Raw genomic sequence first — 15,857 nt, 5'->3', positions numbered from 1 at the left:
TCCGCCTCAGGCGTAGATCCACTGCTCCGGCAGCCGAAGCTCGACCCGCGCTCCAAGCTCGATGCGGCCGGGCTTTTCGACCCAGGTCACGAGGCCGCGCCGATGGCGACCATGACGCACGAACCCGCGTTCGATCTCCGGACTATCGCCGAATTGGCGCGCGATCGACCGGCCGGATGCGCGGCACGGCGCGTTGTCGCCGTCGACCTTGAGCGTCACTCCGCCATCGAAGAAGAGCAGCGTACGGGGCGGTAACCAGCTGAGGCGGGTAACACCTGAGAGACTCATGTTGGCCCCCACCCACTCCGGCTCGATGCGATCCAACTCCATGTCCGCGGCGATGGACGCGAGTTCGTCACGTGCGACAATCGAGATCTGCCGCTCGTTCCGGATTTCCGTCCGGCGCGGGTACCAGGGCTCGCGCCCGCCGGTGCGCCGCGTATGTCCGCCGTGCCGGTCATTCGCGAGGCCCTCGAACGACAGGTCGACCGCATTCCGCGCCTCCGTCTCGAACGAGGGTCCGGCGCCCGCGAAGAGGCCATCGACGCGCGCTTCCAGCGTGCGAGCAGGATGCCGGAACATCAAGCCCTGCGTCACGCGGCGCGGTTGTCGTCGCCGGCCTGAAGGTCGATCGGGCGGCTGCGCTTCGAGGGTTTGAAGGTGACGACGCGATAGATGTAGATGAGCACCACGATCGCAATCACGCCGTTCGAGACAGGACCGACATACTGGTCGACGAGCTCGTACTGCTGGGCCAGGAGATAGCCCGCAAGCGCAAGGCCGGTGGTCCAGACGAGGGTGCCGATCGCGGAGAAGAACAGGAATGTCGGCATCGGCATACGGGAAAGACCAGCCGGCACGGAGATCAGCGTGCGGACGGTGGGCACGAGGCGTCCGAAGAGAACCGCCCACAGACCGTACTTCCTGAACCAGCGGTCGGCCGCTTCGACGTCTTCGGCCGTCATCGTCATCCAGCGCCCGTATCGATCTGCCAGCCGGATGATGCGCTCCTCGCCGAACCAGAGGCCGAGATAGTACCAGGGCAAAATGCCAAGGATGGATCCGAGCGTTCCGGCGATGACCACCGAAAAGAACGAATGGTCCCCGGTCGCGGCCTGATACCCAGCCAGAGGCATGATGATCTCGGACGGGATCGGCGGGAAGATGTTCTCCAGAAACATCAGGAAGGCGATGCCGACCACGCCGTAGTCCTGCATCAGGCTCTGAACGAAGGTATCCATCGGCGGTTCGGCCTCTTCCTCATGGGTCCCGCCGGTGGCAGTCCGGTTCGGTGTTCGGGTAGCACGGCAACGGCTTCGACGAAACGCAGCCGAAGCAGGAATGGTCAGGCGCCTGTGCCGGATCGCGCCTGCAGGATCGCGCTTGCGATCTGTTCGGACGTATAGGGCTTTTGGACGACAGGGCGCTCGGGCCAGAGACCCTCAAGACCCGGCCGGCCGTATCCCGTCGCAAACAGAAATGGCACGCCCATGGCGTGAAGGCGCTCGGCAACGGGGAAGACCTTTTCCCCCGCGACGTTGACATCGAGAACGGCGACGTCGACGGCCGCACCGCGATCGAGCACATCGAGCGCCTTGCTCACTCGCATGGCGAGCGCGACGACGATGCAGCCCAGTTCGTCCAGCATATCTTCGAGTTGCATCGCCACAAGACTTTCGTCTTCGACGGCGAATACCCGCAGACCCGCGAGTTGGCTTCGATCAGGTAAGGGCAAGGTGCGGAATTTCCTCGAGTTCGACCGCCGGCAGCTTCAGCGTCCAGATCAAGCCGCCATCTCCCGTGTCGGCGGACAGCTGGCCCTCCAGTTCGCCGGTCACGATGCGCTCCAGCATGCGCATTCCGAAACCCGGCTGGATCGCCACGGATCGTTCGTCGTCCAGGCTCTCGCGCCATTCGACGACGACCGCATCCCCCTGCTTGCCCCAGCGAACCGACAGACGTCCGTTGGGTGAACTCAGCGCACCGTACTTCAGAGCATTCGATGCCAACTCATGGAAGACCATGGCCATGGCGATCGCGGCCTTGGCGTTCAAACGCAGCGGCGAGCCCTCGACATCCATCCGGTCGAGGTCGAGTGCGCGCAATTCCGACAAGAGGATCGTCTCGAGATCGGCCGATTCCCAGTGCCGCTCGCTCAGGAGATTGTGGGCGTTCGACAAAGCCACGATACGCGCCTCGAACGCGCGGCGCGCCTCCTCGCGATCGCGATCCGCCCGAAAGCTGGGGCGCGCCAGCGACTGGATCGTGGACAGCGTGTTCTTCACGCGGTGGTTCAGCTCGTCGATCAGAAGCCGTTGACGATGATGGGATCGCACGCTCTCCGTGCGGTCGTATCCCTGAACGAAGATGCCCTCTACCGCGCCCGCATCGTCCCGAACGGGATGGAAGGACACGTCGAGAAAAAGCTCCCGCAGGCCACCCGTTGGATAACTCGCCAGCACCCGCAATCCACTGCCCTCGAAAGCCTCGCCGGTCGCGTACACGCGATCGAGCAGCTCGATCAGGCCCTTGGCCTCTGCTTCGGGAAAGACGTCACGTGTCGGAAGGCCACGCAGTTCCCGGTCGCCGGCCAGAAGTCGATAGGCCCGGTTGGCGAAGGTGAAGATGTGGTCGGGGCCGCGCAGCAGAGCGACGAGGCCCGGCGCCTGCTCGAAGAGATGCCTGAAGCGGTCGAGCTGGCTGCGCGAAGTTCGATAGGCCTCCTCGATCTCGCGGGTCCGCTGAAGGAGGGCCGTCTCCTCGGTGGGCACGGACGCCGAACTGCCTGCTGCGGTGCGAAGCCGCACGAGTTCGGTGATGTCGACCGTGTTCTGAAGGGCGAAGATAACTTGGCCGCCCTCGTCGCAAAGGGGCGAATGGACGGCCGACCAGTACCGCTTTTCCAGACCATCAGCCGGATCCGAGGAGATCGGAATCTCGTACTCGATGAAGGCCAGCGTATCCGGCTTGCCGGTTTCGAACACTCGCCTGATCGAAGATTCGAGCCGCTTGCGTTCAGGGCCTTCGCTGGGAAAGCAGTCGAACAGGAAGCGTCCGACCAGTTCCTCGCGCTTTCGGCCCGTCACGTTCTCGTAGGCTGGGTTCGCGGCGACGAAATGGAGGTCGCGATCCACGATCATGTGCGGGCTGGGAAGGGCGTCGAACAGTTGATGGAAGTTCAGTCTGTTCATCGAATGCGTTCCGCCGCAGCGCCGTTGCACCAGCCGACCCAGTGCAACGACATGCCCCGGATGCCCTAACCCTCGCCCACATAGGGGGAGCGGCGCGTGGGGAAAGGTGCCCTCGCGCCGCCTTGAGGTTCAGCGCGTAAGGCGCTTGTAGGTCGGGCGCTTCGGGTTGACGCTCTCAGGGCCGAGGCGACGGATCTTGTCCTGCTCGTAGTCCTCGAAATTGCCCTCGAACCACTCGACGTGGCTGTCGCCCTCGAAGGCGAGGATGTGCGTGGCCAGACGATCGAGGAACATGCGATCGTGGCTGATCACCACGGCGCAGCCGGCGTATTCCTCCAGCGCGTCCTCCAGCGCCGCCAGCGTCTCGGTGTCGAGATCGTTGGTCGGCTCGTCGAGAAGGATGACGTTCGAACCCGTCTTCAGCATCTTCGCCAAGTGCACACGGTTGCGCTGACCGCCCGAGAGCGTGCCGACCTTCTGCTGCTGGTCCGGGCCCTTGAAGTTGAAGTTACCGACATAGGCGCGAGAGTTCATCTCGTACTTGCCGAGCTTCATGATATCGACGGCACCCGTCACCTCTTCCCAGACGTTCTTGTTGGGATCGAGGTGGTCGCGGCTCTGGTCGACATAGCCGAGATCGACGGTCTCGCCGATCTTGATCTCACCGGAGTCGGGCTTCTCCTGACCGGTCAGCATCTTGAACAGCGTCGACTTGCCGGCGCCGTTCGGTCCGATGACGCCGACGATGCCGCCGGGCGGCAGCTTGAAAGAAAGATTCTCGATCAGCACCCGGTCGCCGTAGCTCTTGGTGATGCCGTCGACTTCGATGACCTTCTGACCCAGGCGCTCGCCCGTCGGGATGACGATCTTGCCATCGGCCGGACGGCGCTGCTCGGCGAGCTCCACCAACTCGTTATAGGCCTTGATGCGGGCCTTGGACTTGGTCTGGCGGGCCTTCGCGCCCTGCAGCATCCACTCGCGCTCACGCGAGAGCGCCCGCATGCGGGAGTCGTCCTCGCGGCCTTCCTGCGCCATGCGCTTGGCCTTCTTCTCCAAGTAGGTCGAGTAGTTGCCCTCGTAGGGCACGCCGCGGCCGCGATCGAGCTCGAGAATCCAGCCCGTCACGTTGTCGAGGAAGTAGCGATCGTGCGTGATCATCAGCACGGCGCCCTCGTATTCGCGAAGGTGTTTTTCCAGCCACGCGATCGTCTCGGCGTCGAGGTGGTTGGTCGGCTCGTCGAGAAGGAGGATGTCCGGCTTCGACAGGAGAAGCTTGCAGAGCGCCACGCGGCGCTTTTCACCGCCCGACAGCGGGCCGACTTCGGCGTCGCGCGGCGGACAGCGCAGCGCGTCCATCGCCATCTCGACCTGGCTTTCGAGGTCCCAGAGATTCTGGCTGTCGATCTCGTCCTGAAGCTTGGCGCCCTCCTCGGCCGTCTCGTCCGAGTAGTTCATCATCAGCTCGTTGTAGCGGTCGAGGATAGCCTGCTTGTCGGCCACGCCTTCCATCACGTTCTCGAAGACGGTCTTCGATTCGTCGAGCTTGGGCTCCTGCGGCAGGTAGCCGACGGTCGCGCCCTCGGCGGCCCAAGCCTCGCCGGTGAACTCCTTGTCGGTGCCGGCCATGATCTTGAGAAGGGTCGACTTACCGGCGCCGTTCGGGCCGAGGATGCCGATCTTGGCGTCGGGGTAGAAGGAGAGATGGACGTTCTCCAGAACCTTCTTGGTGCCGTAGGCCTTGGTAAGTCCGGCCATATGGTAGATGAACTGGCGTGCCATCGCGCGCGCGTCTCCGGGTTGTTCGGTCAGGAATTGAGTTGGCGCACAGGTAAGGCATGCGCGTTCGATGAGCAACAACGGGCGCGAAAATGCGCCGTCGCGCCGTGGCTTGCTTTTCCCGCCGTCGCGGTCGAAGAGGCGCCAACCCAGCGAGCACGAGACCCGCGCCATGATCCGTCACATCGTCTTCTTCAGCGCCAGGGACAAGGCCGACCTGCCCGCCATTCTCGAAGGCCTCGGCACGCTCGCCGGCATCCGTCACCACGATCATTTCGAGGTCGTCGAGAACGCGCGCGTCGATCCGATGGGCAACGACGTCGACGTCGTGGTCTATGCCGAGTTCCGCGACCGTGCGGCGCTCGACGCCTACAAGGCGGACCCGATCTACCTGGCCTCGACGCAGCGCGTGCGACCCTTGCGCGACATTCGCTACTCTGCCGACTACGAAGTGCCCGACCGCGCCTGACGCGTCAGTCAGCCGAAGCCGGGCGCGTCCACGCGGCCGCCCCGGCAACCGCGGCCGGTCTCTTCCGCCGCCGCGATCAGATCGGCGAGGCGCGGGCTGGCCCGGAGATCGCCTTCCAGTTCGACGCGCAGTTCCAGGATCATCGGCTCGCCGTTGGCGTCGTCCACGCAGTCGATGAGGACCCGGCGGCCGGCCCCTCGACCGAAGGCGTCGTCGAAGCCCGCCCGCACCTCGTCGGCCGTCAGCACATTGCCGATCGAGGTCTCGAAAAGCCGACGCACCGACGATCGGTTCAGCTCTTCGAGGAGCCGAACGGCTTCCGAGAAGTAGGTCTCGGCGTCGCCCTTGAAGCAGGTGCCGTGCACCCACCATTCGTGGCGGTCGAGGCCCGACTGGACGCCCGGCATCACCTCGGCAAGCGCACGGCGCGTGCCGGCCGATGCCTCGTAGTCCGGCAGACGCCGCCATTCGCCCCGCTCGTCCGTCCGGCGCACGTCCTCGGGAACGCCGCAGTACTCGCGCCCGCGCGGCTGGGGCCAGAGGCCGTGAAGTGAAAATCCGTTGCCGGCCGCCCCGCCCGTCCGGCATTCGCGCACCGACGGGCGGGTTTCACAGAAGGCAGGCTGCCAGCTTGCCGCCAGGACGTAGCGGTCGACCTGCCCCCTGCCCGCCGCCGGCTTTGCCGCCTCATCCGGCCGCGCCCCTTCCGCCGACTGGCTCGCGTCCTCCACGCGGCCGCAACCGAACGCGACCCATCGGCGCTCCGGTTCGGCGCCGGGCACGCGGATGAGATAGTGGCTGCCCGGCGACGCATTGCGGCCGATCAGGTCGTAGCTGCGCCCCGGCTCGGTCACGATCCGCCCCGGATTGTCGTCGGAACGGATGCTCGGCGTTGCGAAGCAACTGGCCTCCGCGGTGAAGACGCCGACCATGGGAACCTGTGCCCTCGCGGCCACAGGGGCAGCGACGAGAAGGGCTGCCGCCGCCGCGATCATCGCCGGAACTGTCCTCAGCGACATGTCTGGTGTTCCTTTCCATGGCATCTTCGGATGCCGAATCCGGCCCGTCGCGAGCTATTTCCATCGATGCCCCGAACCTTCAATCCCCCAGCGCGCTTCGTGATCGACAGCCCGAGCGGTGCGGCGCTCAATGTTCGCGCCTTCGCCCCGACCGGCGAGCCGGTGGCCGTGCTCCTGCTCTTCCATGGCCTCGCCGAACACAGCGCGCGTTATGAGCGTACGGCGCGCGATCTCGCGACGCTCGGCATTACGACCTATGTTCACGACCACCGCGGGCACGGGTCGACGACGGCGCACGACGCCCCGCTCCGCCGCTTCGCCAAGCGCGACGGCGTCCGCAAGATCCTGCGCGACTGCCACGCCGTTCGCGAACGAGCACAGCGAGACCTTGCCGACCTGCCCGTCTTCGTGCTCGGCCATTCGCTCGGCGGCGCCATCGCGCTCCACTATGCGCGTCGCTACGGCGGTGGGCTGTCCGGATGTCTCGTCTGGAACGCCGGCATGCGCTTCGGCTGGCAGACGCGCCTCGGCAGCGGGGCCCTGAAGGTCGAGAAGATGCTGAAAGGCTCGGACGTCGCGAGCCTCGTCTTCGCCCGCGCGACCTTTGAGGCCTGGGCGCGGACGGTGCCGAACCGCCGGACCGATGCGGACTGGCTGACGCACGACCCGGCGATTGCCGACGCCTATATGCGCGATCCGCTCTGCGGCTGGACGCCGACCGTCTCGATGGCCGAGGACATCCTCGTGCTCATTCGCGACAACGCCAGCCATGAAGCCCTGTCGCAGATCCCGCACGATCTGCCGATCCATTGCCTCGGCGGCACGCTCGATCCCGCCACCGAGGGCGGCGCCGAGGTCAAGAGACTGGCCGAGCGGCTGCGCGAGGCCGGCTCGCGCGAGGTCGAACTGACCATCGTCGAGGGCGCACGCCACGAGACGCTGAACGAGGTCGATCCCTTCCGCGCGCAGGCGCTGGACGCGCTCGAGGCCTTCGTCGAGCGCCATCTGGACACGCCGCCGGCCCGCCCGACGACGGTCGAGCCGGACTAGGCCGTCAGCTGGCTGGGGCGGGCTCCGGCGTCGTCACCAGACGAAACTCGCGAAGCTCGGCGGGCGTCAAAACGTAGAGTTCGTCGGCCGGGGTCTGCATGGCGTGAATCCAGAGCCGCGGATCGACGTCCATCGCGACCAGCAGGCTCTGGCATTCGGCGATCGTCGCCTGGATCTGGGCGACGGATCGGTCGAGGTCGCGCACCCCGCCGGGTTGGCTGCCCGGCACCGCATAGACCTGATGCACCCCGACCCATGCCGATTCGCCCGCCTGTCGCGCGACACCTCCGGCAAGGACGAGCGGACACGCCGATGCGCAATATCCGTCGGCAGGCACTTCGGTCTCGAGCTTCCGCTCGCGGATCAGGGTCGCCATCTCGATCGCGTCGCGCACCGAACCGCCCGGCGAATGCAGGGCCAGACGACGCACGTCGCGCCCCTCCCCATCCAGAAACCGCCGGAAGGCCTCCGCCGTGCTCGCGTCGATCCGCCCGACCGCGGACGCCGCGCCATCGGAGCCAAGATGGAACGACATCGCCTTCGCCATGGCGTCGCTGGCTGGGGGCGCGTCGTAGCCGGGAAGAACAGGCTCGCCGCGATCCGGCGCGACGGGGACCGCACGCGGGAGATAGGGCCGGATCTGATCGCCCGGCTGCGGACGAGGCAAGCGGAGCGGCTCGGTCCGCGTCAGGCGGTCGCGATCGCCCGCGTCGCCGACGACGTTCAGGACGTCCTGCGCCAGCATCGAGGCCCCCATCGCGAGGACACCGAAGAAGACGAGGCGGAGCATTGCGCCGTCCGGCAGCGAGAGGAGCCGGCGCTCGATCCAGCCCGGTGACGCCAGATGGTCGCTCACGGCGGCCTAAAGCCTCGCCGTCTTGGCGAAGGGAGCCGGATCGTTCTGCTGCACGATGTCGTCGGCCGGATCGACGGGCGGCGCCTCGATCGGCGTCGCCGCCACCTCGCTCATCAGACGGCGCTGGATGCGCATCGCGCGCATCATGTCGACCGCGCTCATGTCGCCGATCTCGGCATCCTCCTCCCCCTCCTCGCGGCGGATCTGGTCCTGCACGATGCACAGGATGAAGACGAGGACCGCCGGCAGGAGATCGATCGCGATCGCGCCCGCCCAGGATGGCAGGAAGTCGCGCGCATACATCACGACGGCATCGGGTGCAGACAGCGGCGTGAAGCGCACGGTCTCGACGCGGGGCCGTTCCAGAATGGCGTCAGCCGCGGAGGCGAGCGCGAGGCTCTGCTGGCGAACGGCCGTCTCGACCTGTCCGACGACCGCCGTCTGACGATCCTGCAGTCCGGCATTGCCGCCATCGGCCGCGGGAGCGATGAACGTTCGCCCGAGGTCTTCCGCCGCGCGCTTCACCGAGGGCGCGACCGAAGTCTGCTGCAGCGAGCCGATGATGCCGGCAAGCTCCGTCGCCTGCGCCGCGTAATCGGTGCCGCGTTCCTTGACGCTGCCGTCGGCGGCCACCAGTCGGCGCATCTCGCCGAGCCGGTCGCCCCCCTCCTTGAACAGGGCGCTGACGTCATCGCGGGAGGCCTCGATCTCCTGCGCGAGGTTCACGAGCTGCGTCGACATCTGGCTGAGAAGCTGCACCACGGTTCCCGAGCCGGACGTGCCGGTCAGCGCCCCGGACGAGCGCTCCTCGTCGGACAGGCGGGCGAAGCGCTGGGCTGCGAGCTGGATATCCGGGAGAAGGCTCTGGGCCGCCAGCGCGTTTTCATGCGCCTCGTTCAGCTTGCTCTGATACTCTTCCGTCGTGATCGACATGTGCTGTTCAAGCGCGGCCGCGCCCGCCAGCGCGGCGGCGTTCAGCCACGCCGACATCGCCATGATCATGCAGGAGCCGATCGCCATCGCGAGATAGAGCATGCGGCGGCCCGAGGGCCGGCGGACATGCGGCATGATGCGGATCAGATAGGACCAGAACGCGTAGATGCCGACGGACACCGACACGGAATAGATCACCGCGCCGAAGAAGACCGTCGTCGCGTCGCCGTCCAGAAGTTCACGCACGCCGAGATAGGTGAAGATGCCGCTCGCCGTCGCGAGGATGGCCAGCGTCATGCGCGTGGTCAGTTCGAGCCGGGAGACCTGCCCTCGCAGCGTGTAGGAATTGGACGCGGCCATGCGGCTCCTCGACGGTCGAAGCGCGGACCAACATGCCGCCGCTAGACCGTTAAGGGAAAATTAAGGCGCTGGCGAGCCGGCGCCTCCCTGCCTCAGCTGTTGGCGTAGACGAGATCGTTGCCGAGGTGGCAGCGCGCGAAGCGCAGCTCGAGCGGACGATCCTGATAGGAGCAGATGACGCGCTGAAGCCGCAGGATCGCAGCCTCGCCGGTCAACTTGAAGTTGCGCTTGTCGGCCGCGGTGGCGGCTTCCGCAGTCGCCTTTTCGCGCTTGTGGGTGGCCAGATCCTGGCCGGTCCAGCGCGCTGTCGCCATGCTCTCGAGGCCTTCCTGCGACATGGTCTTCGCCGACGCATCGACCCGCAGGAACACCTCCTCGGTCATGAACAGGCGGCCGAGATGCGTGCGGCGTCGCTCGAACTGGAGGACGGGCGTCCGGCCGTTCACACCGAGAATGTCCGCGGCTTCCGGCGGAGCCGTTGCGAGGACGACCTTGCCCACGGAGACCTCGCCCGAAATCCGGTTTCCGGACCGGTCGAAGACGTTGGAGAAGCGGCTACGCATCTTGCCGCCTTCGAAGTCGGCGACGATGGTGCCCTTGCCCTGATGACGCTCGAGCAGCTTGTGCTCGGTCAGGATGTCGAAGGCCTTTCGCACGGTGCCCAGGCTGATGCCGAGCGAACGGGCGATCTCGGCCTCGTTCTCGATGGCCTGGCCGGGTGCCCAGGTCTTCGATACGATCCGGGAGATGAATTCGTCCGCGACCTGCTGGTAGAGCGGGCGGGTATTGAAGGGTTTTGCGAGCGACACCGGCCGTTTCCTGTCCACTATCCTACGGAAGACGGCACACTGTAGATGCAACCTATGCGAGAATGCAACCTATGAGAGTGGTGGCGCGCAGAAATTTTCTCCTGCGCTTTTCCTGATGATCACGCGATCGGCTGCAACCGCTGGCGCGTCACGCTGATCCAATCCCGGGTCCGCGATTCCGGGTCGGGATGCCGAACGATATCGGTGACGACGGCCGCACTGTCGGCTCCCGCCTCCCAGACCGATGGCAATCGCTCAACCGTGATTCCACCGATCGCGACAAGCGGCAGCGGCCCCATCGCCTTGCGCCATGCTTGCAGTTTCGCCGGCGTCTGGGGCGCCCACTTCATCTTCTTGAGGACCGTCGGCCAGATCGGACCGAGCGCGACGTAGTCGGGCTTCGCCTCCAGAGCCGTCGCGAGCTCTGCTTCGTCGTGGGTCGAGAGCCCGAGGCGAAGCCCGGCTCCGCGGATCGCGGACAGATCGGCCTCCGCCAGATCTTCCTGCCCGAGATGGATGAAGTCCGCCCCCTCCTCGATCGCCAGCCGCCAGTGATCGTTGATGACGAGGACGCAGTCGTGCGCTGCGCAGACCGCGCGGCAACGCCGGATGTGGGAGCGCAGTTCGGGAACCGTCATGTCCTTTGCCCGCAGTTGCACAAGGCGGATGCCGAGCGGCACCAGCCGTTCGATCCAGTGCGCGTCGGGCAGCACGGGATAGAACGGATCGAGGGCGATCATGCCAGCACCCCCTTTCCGAAAACGGGAGTGGACGGCGCGGCCATATCTCGGGGCTCCATCCCGCCGGCCTCGAATGCGATGCGTCCCGCCTCGACGGCCAGCCGGAAGGCCCGGGCCATGGCGACAGGGTCCGCAGCGCTGGCGACGGCCGTGTTGAGAAGAACGCCGTCGTAGCCGAGTTCCAACGCGTCGGCCGCGTGCGAGGGGCGGCCGAGACCGGCATCGACGATCAGCGTCACATCGGGAAACTGTGCCCGCAGCGACCGAAGCCCGTAGCGGTTGTTGAGGCCGAGACCAGAACCGATCGGCGATCCCCACGGCATCAGCACCTCGCAACCGGCGGAGAGCAGCCGTTCGGCCACCACAAGATCCTCGGTCGTATAGGGAAGAACCTTGAACCCCTCGCCGATGAGGATCCGGGCGGCCTCGACGAGACCGAACACGTCGGGCTGCAACGTGTCGGCGTGGCCGATCACTTCAAGCTTCACGAGGTCCGTGTCGAGAAGTTCCCGGGCCATCTGCGCCGTCGTCACCGCTTCCTTCACGGTGTGACAACCGGCCGTGTTCGGCAGGAACGCGAGATCGAGGTCGCGGATCTCGTCCCAAAAACCCGGTCCGCCCTTCCCGATCCCGGCCGCCTCCCGGCGGAGCGAGACGGTGACGATCTCCGCGCCCGACGCCACGATCGCCTCGCGCATGGCGGCCGGCGAGGGGTAGAGTGCCGTGCCGAGCATCAGACGCGAGGCGAAGGTCCGATCATACAGGCGCATCTCAGCCCCCCTTCATCGGCGACAGAATTTCGACGGCGTCGCCCTCCGCGATCATTGTGCTTCCGCGCGCAGCCCGCGGCACGAACTCGCGGTTCAACGCCGTCGCCACAGCCTCGGGTCGGTAGTCGAGTTCGGCAAGCAGCGCATCGAGGTCAGAAGAGGCAATCTCGCAGGGCTCGCCGTTCAACCGGATCTTCATGCGGGCTCCTTGGCGCCGACGAGAATGTCGGCAGCGATCTTCGAAAAGGCGGGGGACAGGAGAAATCCGTGGCGATAAAGGCCGGAAAAGGCGACGCCGTTCTCGGTGCGGTCGACGCGAGGAAGGTTGTCCGGCAGCGCCGGGCGGCGCCCGCTGCCGACCTCCAGCACCTCCGCCTCCGCAAACGCCGGGTGCAGCGCGAAAGCGGCTGTCAGGAGTTCCACGGCCGAGCGAAGCGTGATGCCGCCGGCGGCCTCGCTCTCGACCATCGTCGCGCCGATCATGAAGACATGGTCGTCGCGCGGCACGACGTAGATCGGCCAGCGCGGATGAAGCAGCCGGACCGGCCGCTTGAGATGGACATCCGGGCATCGCACGATTGCCATCTCGCCGCGTACCGAGCGAAGACGGGGCATGGCGGCCGCAAGCCCTCGACAGTCGGCGACCCGTTCGCCTCCGAGACCGGAGGGATCGACGGCCGACCGGAAGCAAACGCGTCCTCCGGCCGCCTCGATCCGCCGGCAGAGATCGTTCAGCGCCCGGCGTGGGTCGAGATGCGCCTCGCCATCGAAGAAGAGCGCCCGCGGGAAACGGCCGCCGAGATCGGGCTCCAGCGCGGACAGCTCTTCGGCGTCCAGCCAGCGGTGCGCCTGCGTCCGTGCGGCGAACTGATTGAGATCAGCGGCGTCTCGGCCTGAAGCGATCACCAGCGTGCCGTTCATTCGGACGTCCGTCACGCCCTTCCAGAACCCGATCCCCTCGAGCCCTGGCACGATGACGCTGCGATCCGCGACGCTCGCCTCGCAAAAGGGTGCCAGCATCCCGCCGGCCAGCCAAGAGGCCGAAGCGCCGAGATCGGCGCCCCGTTCGTGAACCACGACGTCGCTCCCCGCCTCGACAAGACGCAGCGCCGTCGTGAGCCCGGCCACACCGGCTCCCAGCACGTGGATGGTCATCGCCGCTCCCCAGCCGCGATCAGTCGTAATGGCGGCTGGAAGGGAATTCGCCCGCCGCGGCAAAGGGCCGGACGCGTTCGACGGCGTCCGGCAAGCCCTTCTGGAGCGGGTCACTCCATCCCTACGCCAGTGCGAACTGGATCAGGTTCATGGGGTCGCCGGGCATTCGAGCCGGCCTCTCAGTTCCCTGTCGGAACTCCCCCTGGAAGCCTTCAGGGTAAGCGATCCGACCCGGCTGTCAATGCCGCGCCGTTCATCGGCTCCTCCGCCTGCAGAATCGGACCGTCGCCAGGCGGCAGGTCCGACCGGGCATCGAGTAGGTGTTCCGCGATGGCCCTTGCGGTCACCTCGTCGCCGTTGATTACCGTGTCCGCTCCAGCGTGGATCAGTCGCTCGCGTTGTTCGCCCGAATGGACGCGGGCGGTGATGCGGACCGACGGGTTGGCGGCGCGCGCCGCGTTGATGATCGCAACGGCTTCGAAGCTGTTCGGGAACGCAAGGACGATATCGCGCGCCTTGGCGATATTGGCCGCGCCGAGCACTTCCGGCTTCACGGCGTTTCCGACGACCGCTTCCAGACCCGCCGTTCGGATACGGGCGACGCGCTTGTCCGCGTCCTCGATCACGACAAAGGACCGTCCTGCATCCGCCAATCGCTGGGCGATCCGCGAACCGACACGGCCGTAGCCGACGAGGACGAGGTGGTCGACGAGAGCGGTCGGTCTCAAATTCTCCGATTCGATCGCAACGCTGCCGGCCGGGATGTGCGTCGGCACCGTACCGGCCGGCTGTGTCTGCGGCTCGTGCCCCCTGCCCCCGCCGAACGTCGCCGGTGAGACCGACGGCGCTGCTTCCACGAGCGCCCCGCGCTCGAGCCTCTGCCTGAGGCGGTCGATCGAGGAGAAGAGGATCGGGTTCAGCATGATCGACAGGATCGCGCCCGCGAGGATCAGGTCGCGAGCTTGGGGCGGAAGGATGTTCAATCGCCCGCCGAGCTCCGCGAGAATGAACGAGAACTCGCCGATCTGCGCCAGCGAAACGGAGATCGTGAGGGCAGTCGACACGGGGTGTCCGAATGCGCGCACGATGACGAAGGCGGCGAGCGACTTTCCGAAGACGATGATCAGCACCGTCGCGAGGATCGGAAGCGGATCCTCGATCAGGCTTCGCGGATCGAACAGCATGCCGACTGAAACGAAGAACAGGACCGCGAATGCGTCACGCAGCGGCAGCGTGTCCTCGGCCGCACGGTGGCTCAGGTCCGACTCGGCCATGATCATGCCAGCGAAGAAGGCGCCGAGCGCCAGCGACACACCGAACAGCGAGGCCGCACCGAAGGCGACGCCGAGCGTGATCGCAAGCACGGCAAGACGAAACAGCTCCCGCGACCCGGAGCTGGCCGTCATCTGCAACGCCCATGGAATGATTCGCCGTCCGACCAGCAGCATCAGAACGACGAAGAGGCAGAGCTTGAACACCGTCATCAGGATGACGCCGGAGACGCCGAGCCCGAGATCGGTGAAGACGCCGCTCCCGCTGCTCGGCGCGGTCCCGCCGAGCGCCGTGGCAAACGCCGGCAGCAGCACGAGCGTCAGAACCATTGCCAGATCCTCGACGATCAGCCAGCCGACCGCGATGCGCCCCTTTCCCGTCTCGATCAGTCGCCGCTCCTGCATCGCGCGCAGGAGCACCACGGTGGACGCGACGGAGAGAGCAAGCCCGAACACGAGGCCCGCCCCAACCGACCAGCCGAGAAGCCAGGCGAGGCCCATGCCGAGGAGCGTTGCACAGGCGATCTGAACGACGGCACCCGGCAGGGCGATCGCGCGCACCGACATCAGGTCCGCCAAACTGAAATGCAGTCCGACGCCGAACATCAGGAGGATCACGCCGAGTTCGGCGAGTTCCGTCGCCAGCCCCTGATCAGCGACGAAGCCCGGCGTGAACGGTCCGACGCTGATGCCGGCCAGGAGATAGCCGACGATCGGAGAGATGCCGAAGCGGTTCACGAGCGTACCGAACACGAAGGCGAGGCCCAGTCCGGCCACGATCGTCTCGATCAACGGCATATCGTGCAGCATCGTCGCGCCCCTCGGCTTCGAATCTCTCCGGATCGTGGTTCTTCCGGGGATAGGCGATGATGGCCGCGCTTGCAGCACAAAACGCGAGGCGCACCAAGGACGGGGCGGTTTCGGTCAGTCCCTTGAGCCGGTGAGACGCGTCAGGGCATTCTCCAGCCTCTACTCCTGCGCGGGTCAAGTGGAGATGGGATCGATATGCGTTTCAACCATATCGTTCGGGGACCGTGCTTCAATCTCACAATCCTAATGATGGAGGGTCAGACCCGGCCGGGATACCGACGCCCGCTTCGCTCTTTCATCATCCCGCGATAACCGTTGCGTCTGGCTGGCTCGATCTTGAAGATCGATCAACCCTCGCGCTTCCAGTCGAATGTCAGTTCCTCTCGGAATGCGAAGCGGCGGATATGGTCGGCAACGACGCCTTCCATCCGGTCCAGCGTCTCGGTCTCGTCGGCGACGACGGCGATCTCGAGCCGGTCATCTCCGGCCAGGAGCGAAACCCGCGCAGAAGACATGTCGATCGTGCCCTCCTGCGGATCGAAGGTCACCACAAACTTGTGGGACCAGTGCTTGCAGAGCTGCTGCAGGTATCGACTGGCGTGGGTCGTCGGAACAACGGCGCGTGCGGTCGGCATGAGGACTTCCTTG

At 66.3% G+C, this 15,857-nt stretch carries 17 protein-coding genes and 1 riboswitch; of the genes, 3 read left to right on the top strand and 14 right to left on the bottom strand.

What is annotated here, in order from left to right; all coding sequences use genetic code 11:
- Positions 1-6: 6 nt before the first annotated feature.
- Entirely contained in the window at positions 7-597 is a 591-nt protein-coding gene (locus ACLNGM_RS13280; RefSeq protein WP_416355278.1) for an MOSC domain-containing protein, read from the bottom strand.
- Positions 594-1,241 (bottom strand): DedA family protein, encoded by a 648-nt coding sequence (locus ACLNGM_RS13275; protein WP_090964018.1) that lies wholly within the window; start codon positions 1,239-1,241, stop codon positions 594-596. Before ACLNGM_RS13275 ends, ACLNGM_RS13280 begins: the two co-directional genes overlap by 4 nt.
- A 170-nt stretch (positions 1,242-1,411) precedes the next feature.
- Between ACLNGM_RS13275 and ACLNGM_RS13270 the strand changes: the two genes are divergently transcribed.
- Positions 1,412-1,729: a hypothetical protein gene (locus tag ACLNGM_RS13270; RefSeq protein ID WP_416355277.1), complete on the top strand. Its 318-nt coding sequence runs from the start codon at positions 1,412-1,414 to the stop codon at positions 1,727-1,729.
- Here the strand turns inward: ACLNGM_RS13270 and ACLNGM_RS13265 are convergent.
- On the bottom strand, positions 1,722-3,191 hold the full coding sequence (locus tag ACLNGM_RS13265) for a PAS domain-containing protein (RefSeq protein ID WP_416355276.1): 1,470 nt from the start codon (positions 3,189-3,191) through the stop codon (positions 1,722-1,724). The two genes, ACLNGM_RS13270 and ACLNGM_RS13265, sit on opposite strands and share 8 nt — an antisense overlap.
- 129 nt (positions 3,192-3,320) lie before the next feature.
- Positions 3,321-4,970, bottom strand: coding sequence for an energy-dependent translational throttle protein EttA (gene ettA / locus ACLNGM_RS13260; protein WP_090964022.1), 1,650 nt, complete (start codon positions 4,968-4,970; stop codon positions 3,321-3,323).
- A 169-nt stretch (positions 4,971-5,139) separates the two neighbouring features.
- Between ettA and ACLNGM_RS13255 the strand changes: the two genes are divergently transcribed.
- The gene (locus ACLNGM_RS13255) at positions 5,140-5,436 is read left to right on the top strand and encodes a Dabb family protein (RefSeq protein ID WP_416355275.1); all 297 of its coding nucleotides are present in this window, start codon (positions 5,140-5,142) and stop codon (positions 5,434-5,436) included.
- Positions 5,437-5,444: 8 nt separating this feature from the next.
- Here ACLNGM_RS13255 and ACLNGM_RS13250 read toward each other — a convergent pair whose 3' ends face one another.
- Entirely contained in the window at positions 5,445-6,455 is a 1,011-nt protein-coding gene (locus tag ACLNGM_RS13250) for a ribonuclease T2 family protein (protein WP_416355274.1), read from the bottom strand.
- Between the two features lie 66 nt (positions 6,456-6,521).
- On the opposite strand from ACLNGM_RS13250, the gene ACLNGM_RS13245 reads away from it, so the two are divergent.
- On the top strand, positions 6,522-7,505 hold the full coding sequence (locus ACLNGM_RS13245; protein WP_416355273.1) for an alpha/beta fold hydrolase: 984 nt from the start codon (positions 6,522-6,524) through the stop codon (positions 7,503-7,505).
- 4 nt (positions 7,506-7,509) lie between these two features.
- Here ACLNGM_RS13245 and ACLNGM_RS13240 read toward each other — a convergent pair whose 3' ends face one another.
- From ACLNGM_RS13240 to ACLNGM_RS13200, 9 genes are all read right to left on the bottom strand, one after another.
- Complete coding sequence (locus ACLNGM_RS13240) at positions 7,510-8,361, bottom strand: ATP-dependent Clp protease proteolytic subunit (protein ID WP_416355272.1); 852 nt, start codon at positions 8,359-8,361, stop codon at positions 7,510-7,512.
- A 6-nt stretch (positions 8,362-8,367) separates the two neighbouring features.
- Entirely contained in the window at positions 8,368-9,654 is a 1,287-nt protein-coding gene (locus tag ACLNGM_RS13235) for a hypothetical protein (RefSeq protein WP_416355271.1), read from the bottom strand.
- A gap of 92 nt (positions 9,655-9,746) precedes the next feature.
- A complete protein-coding gene (locus ACLNGM_RS13230) occupies positions 9,747-10,463 on the bottom strand; it encodes a GntR family transcriptional regulator (RefSeq protein ID WP_416355270.1) in 717 nt (238 codons plus the stop codon).
- A gap of 119 nt (positions 10,464-10,582) precedes the next feature.
- Positions 10,583-11,200, bottom strand: coding sequence for a thiamine phosphate synthase (locus tag ACLNGM_RS13225; protein WP_416358448.1), 618 nt, complete (start codon positions 11,198-11,200; stop codon positions 10,583-10,585).
- The gene (locus tag ACLNGM_RS13220) at positions 11,200-11,973 is read right to left on the bottom strand and encodes a thiazole synthase (protein ID WP_090964037.1); all 774 of its coding nucleotides are present in this window, start codon (positions 11,971-11,973) and stop codon (positions 11,200-11,202) included. Before ACLNGM_RS13220 ends, ACLNGM_RS13225 begins: the two co-directional genes overlap by 1 nt.
- A gap of 1 nt (position 11,974) precedes the next feature.
- Complete coding sequence (gene thiS, locus ACLNGM_RS13215) at positions 11,975-12,172, bottom strand: sulfur carrier protein ThiS (RefSeq protein WP_090964038.1); 198 nt, start codon at positions 12,170-12,172, stop codon at positions 11,975-11,977.
- Positions 12,169-13,128: an FAD-dependent oxidoreductase gene (locus ACLNGM_RS13210; RefSeq protein WP_416355269.1), complete on the bottom strand. Its 960-nt coding sequence runs from the start codon at positions 13,126-13,128 to the stop codon at positions 12,169-12,171. The genes thiS and ACLNGM_RS13210 overlap by 4 nt, the downstream gene beginning before the upstream one ends.
- Before the next feature lie 101 nt (positions 13,129-13,229).
- A riboswitch (TPP riboswitch) is annotated at positions 13,230-13,341 on the bottom strand.
- A complete protein-coding gene (locus ACLNGM_RS13205; RefSeq protein WP_416355268.1) occupies positions 13,341-15,209 on the bottom strand; it encodes a cation:proton antiporter in 1,869 nt (622 codons plus the stop codon). Its footprint overlaps the riboswitch before it by 1 nt.
- Positions 15,210-15,556: 347 nt before the next feature.
- Entirely contained in the window at positions 15,557-15,844 is a 288-nt protein-coding gene (locus tag ACLNGM_RS13200; protein WP_090964043.1) for a DUF2218 domain-containing protein, read from the bottom strand.
- Positions 15,845-15,857 lie beyond the last annotated feature (13 nt).

The organism is Aureimonas phyllosphaerae (assembly GCF_047943035.1).
Lineage (GTDB): Bacteria > Pseudomonadota > Alphaproteobacteria > Rhizobiales > Rhizobiaceae > Aureimonas > Aureimonas phyllosphaerae.
The sequence above is the reverse complement of the archived record's forward strand: the minus strand, read 5'-3'. Positions and strand labels throughout refer to the sequence as shown.

What these genes read in the sequence shown, in the direction of transcription:
- ACLNGM_RS13275 (WP_090964018.1), bottom strand. Translation starts at nt 1,241, where the DNA reads ATGGATACCTTCGTTCAGAGCCTGATGCAGGACTACGGCGTGGTCGGC.
- ACLNGM_RS13265 (WP_416355276.1), bottom strand. Translation starts at nt 3,191, where the DNA reads ATGAACAGACTGAACTTCCATCAACTGTTCGACGCCCTTCCCAGCCCG.
- ettA (WP_090964022.1), bottom strand. Translation starts at nt 4,970, where the DNA reads ATGGCACGCCAGTTCATCTACCATATGGCCGGACTTACCAAGGCCTAC.
- ACLNGM_RS13255 (WP_416355275.1), top strand. Translation starts at nt 5,140, where the DNA reads ATGATCCGTCACATCGTCTTCTTCAGCGCCAGGGACAAGGCCGACCTG.
- ACLNGM_RS13250 (WP_416355274.1), bottom strand. Translation starts at nt 6,455, where the DNA reads ATGTCGCTGAGGACAGTTCCGGCGATGATCGCGGCGGCGGCAGCCCTT.
- ACLNGM_RS13245 (WP_416355273.1), top strand. Translation starts at nt 6,522, where the DNA reads ATGCCCCGAACCTTCAATCCCCCAGCGCGCTTCGTGATCGACAGCCCG.
- ACLNGM_RS13235 (WP_416355271.1), bottom strand. Translation starts at nt 9,654, where the DNA reads ATGGCCGCGTCCAATTCCTACACGCTGCGAGGGCAGGTCTCCCGGCTC.
- ACLNGM_RS13220 (WP_090964037.1), bottom strand. Translation starts at nt 11,973, where the DNA reads ATGCGCCTGTATGATCGGACCTTCGCCTCGCGTCTGATGCTCGGCACG.
- thiS (WP_090964038.1), bottom strand. Translation starts at nt 12,172, where the DNA reads ATGAAGATCCGGTTGAACGGCGAGCCCTGCGAGATTGCCTCTTCTGAC.
- ACLNGM_RS13210 (WP_416355269.1), bottom strand. Translation starts at nt 13,128, where the DNA reads ATGACCATCCACGTGCTGGGAGCCGGTGTGGCCGGGCTCACGACGGCG.
- ACLNGM_RS13205 (WP_416355268.1), bottom strand. Translation starts at nt 15,209, where the DNA reads ATGCTGCACGATATGCCGTTGATCGAGACGATCGTGGCCGGACTGGGC.
- ACLNGM_RS13200 (WP_090964043.1), bottom strand. Translation starts at nt 15,844, where the DNA reads ATGCCGACCGCACGCGCCGTTGTTCCGACGACCCACGCCAGTCGATAC.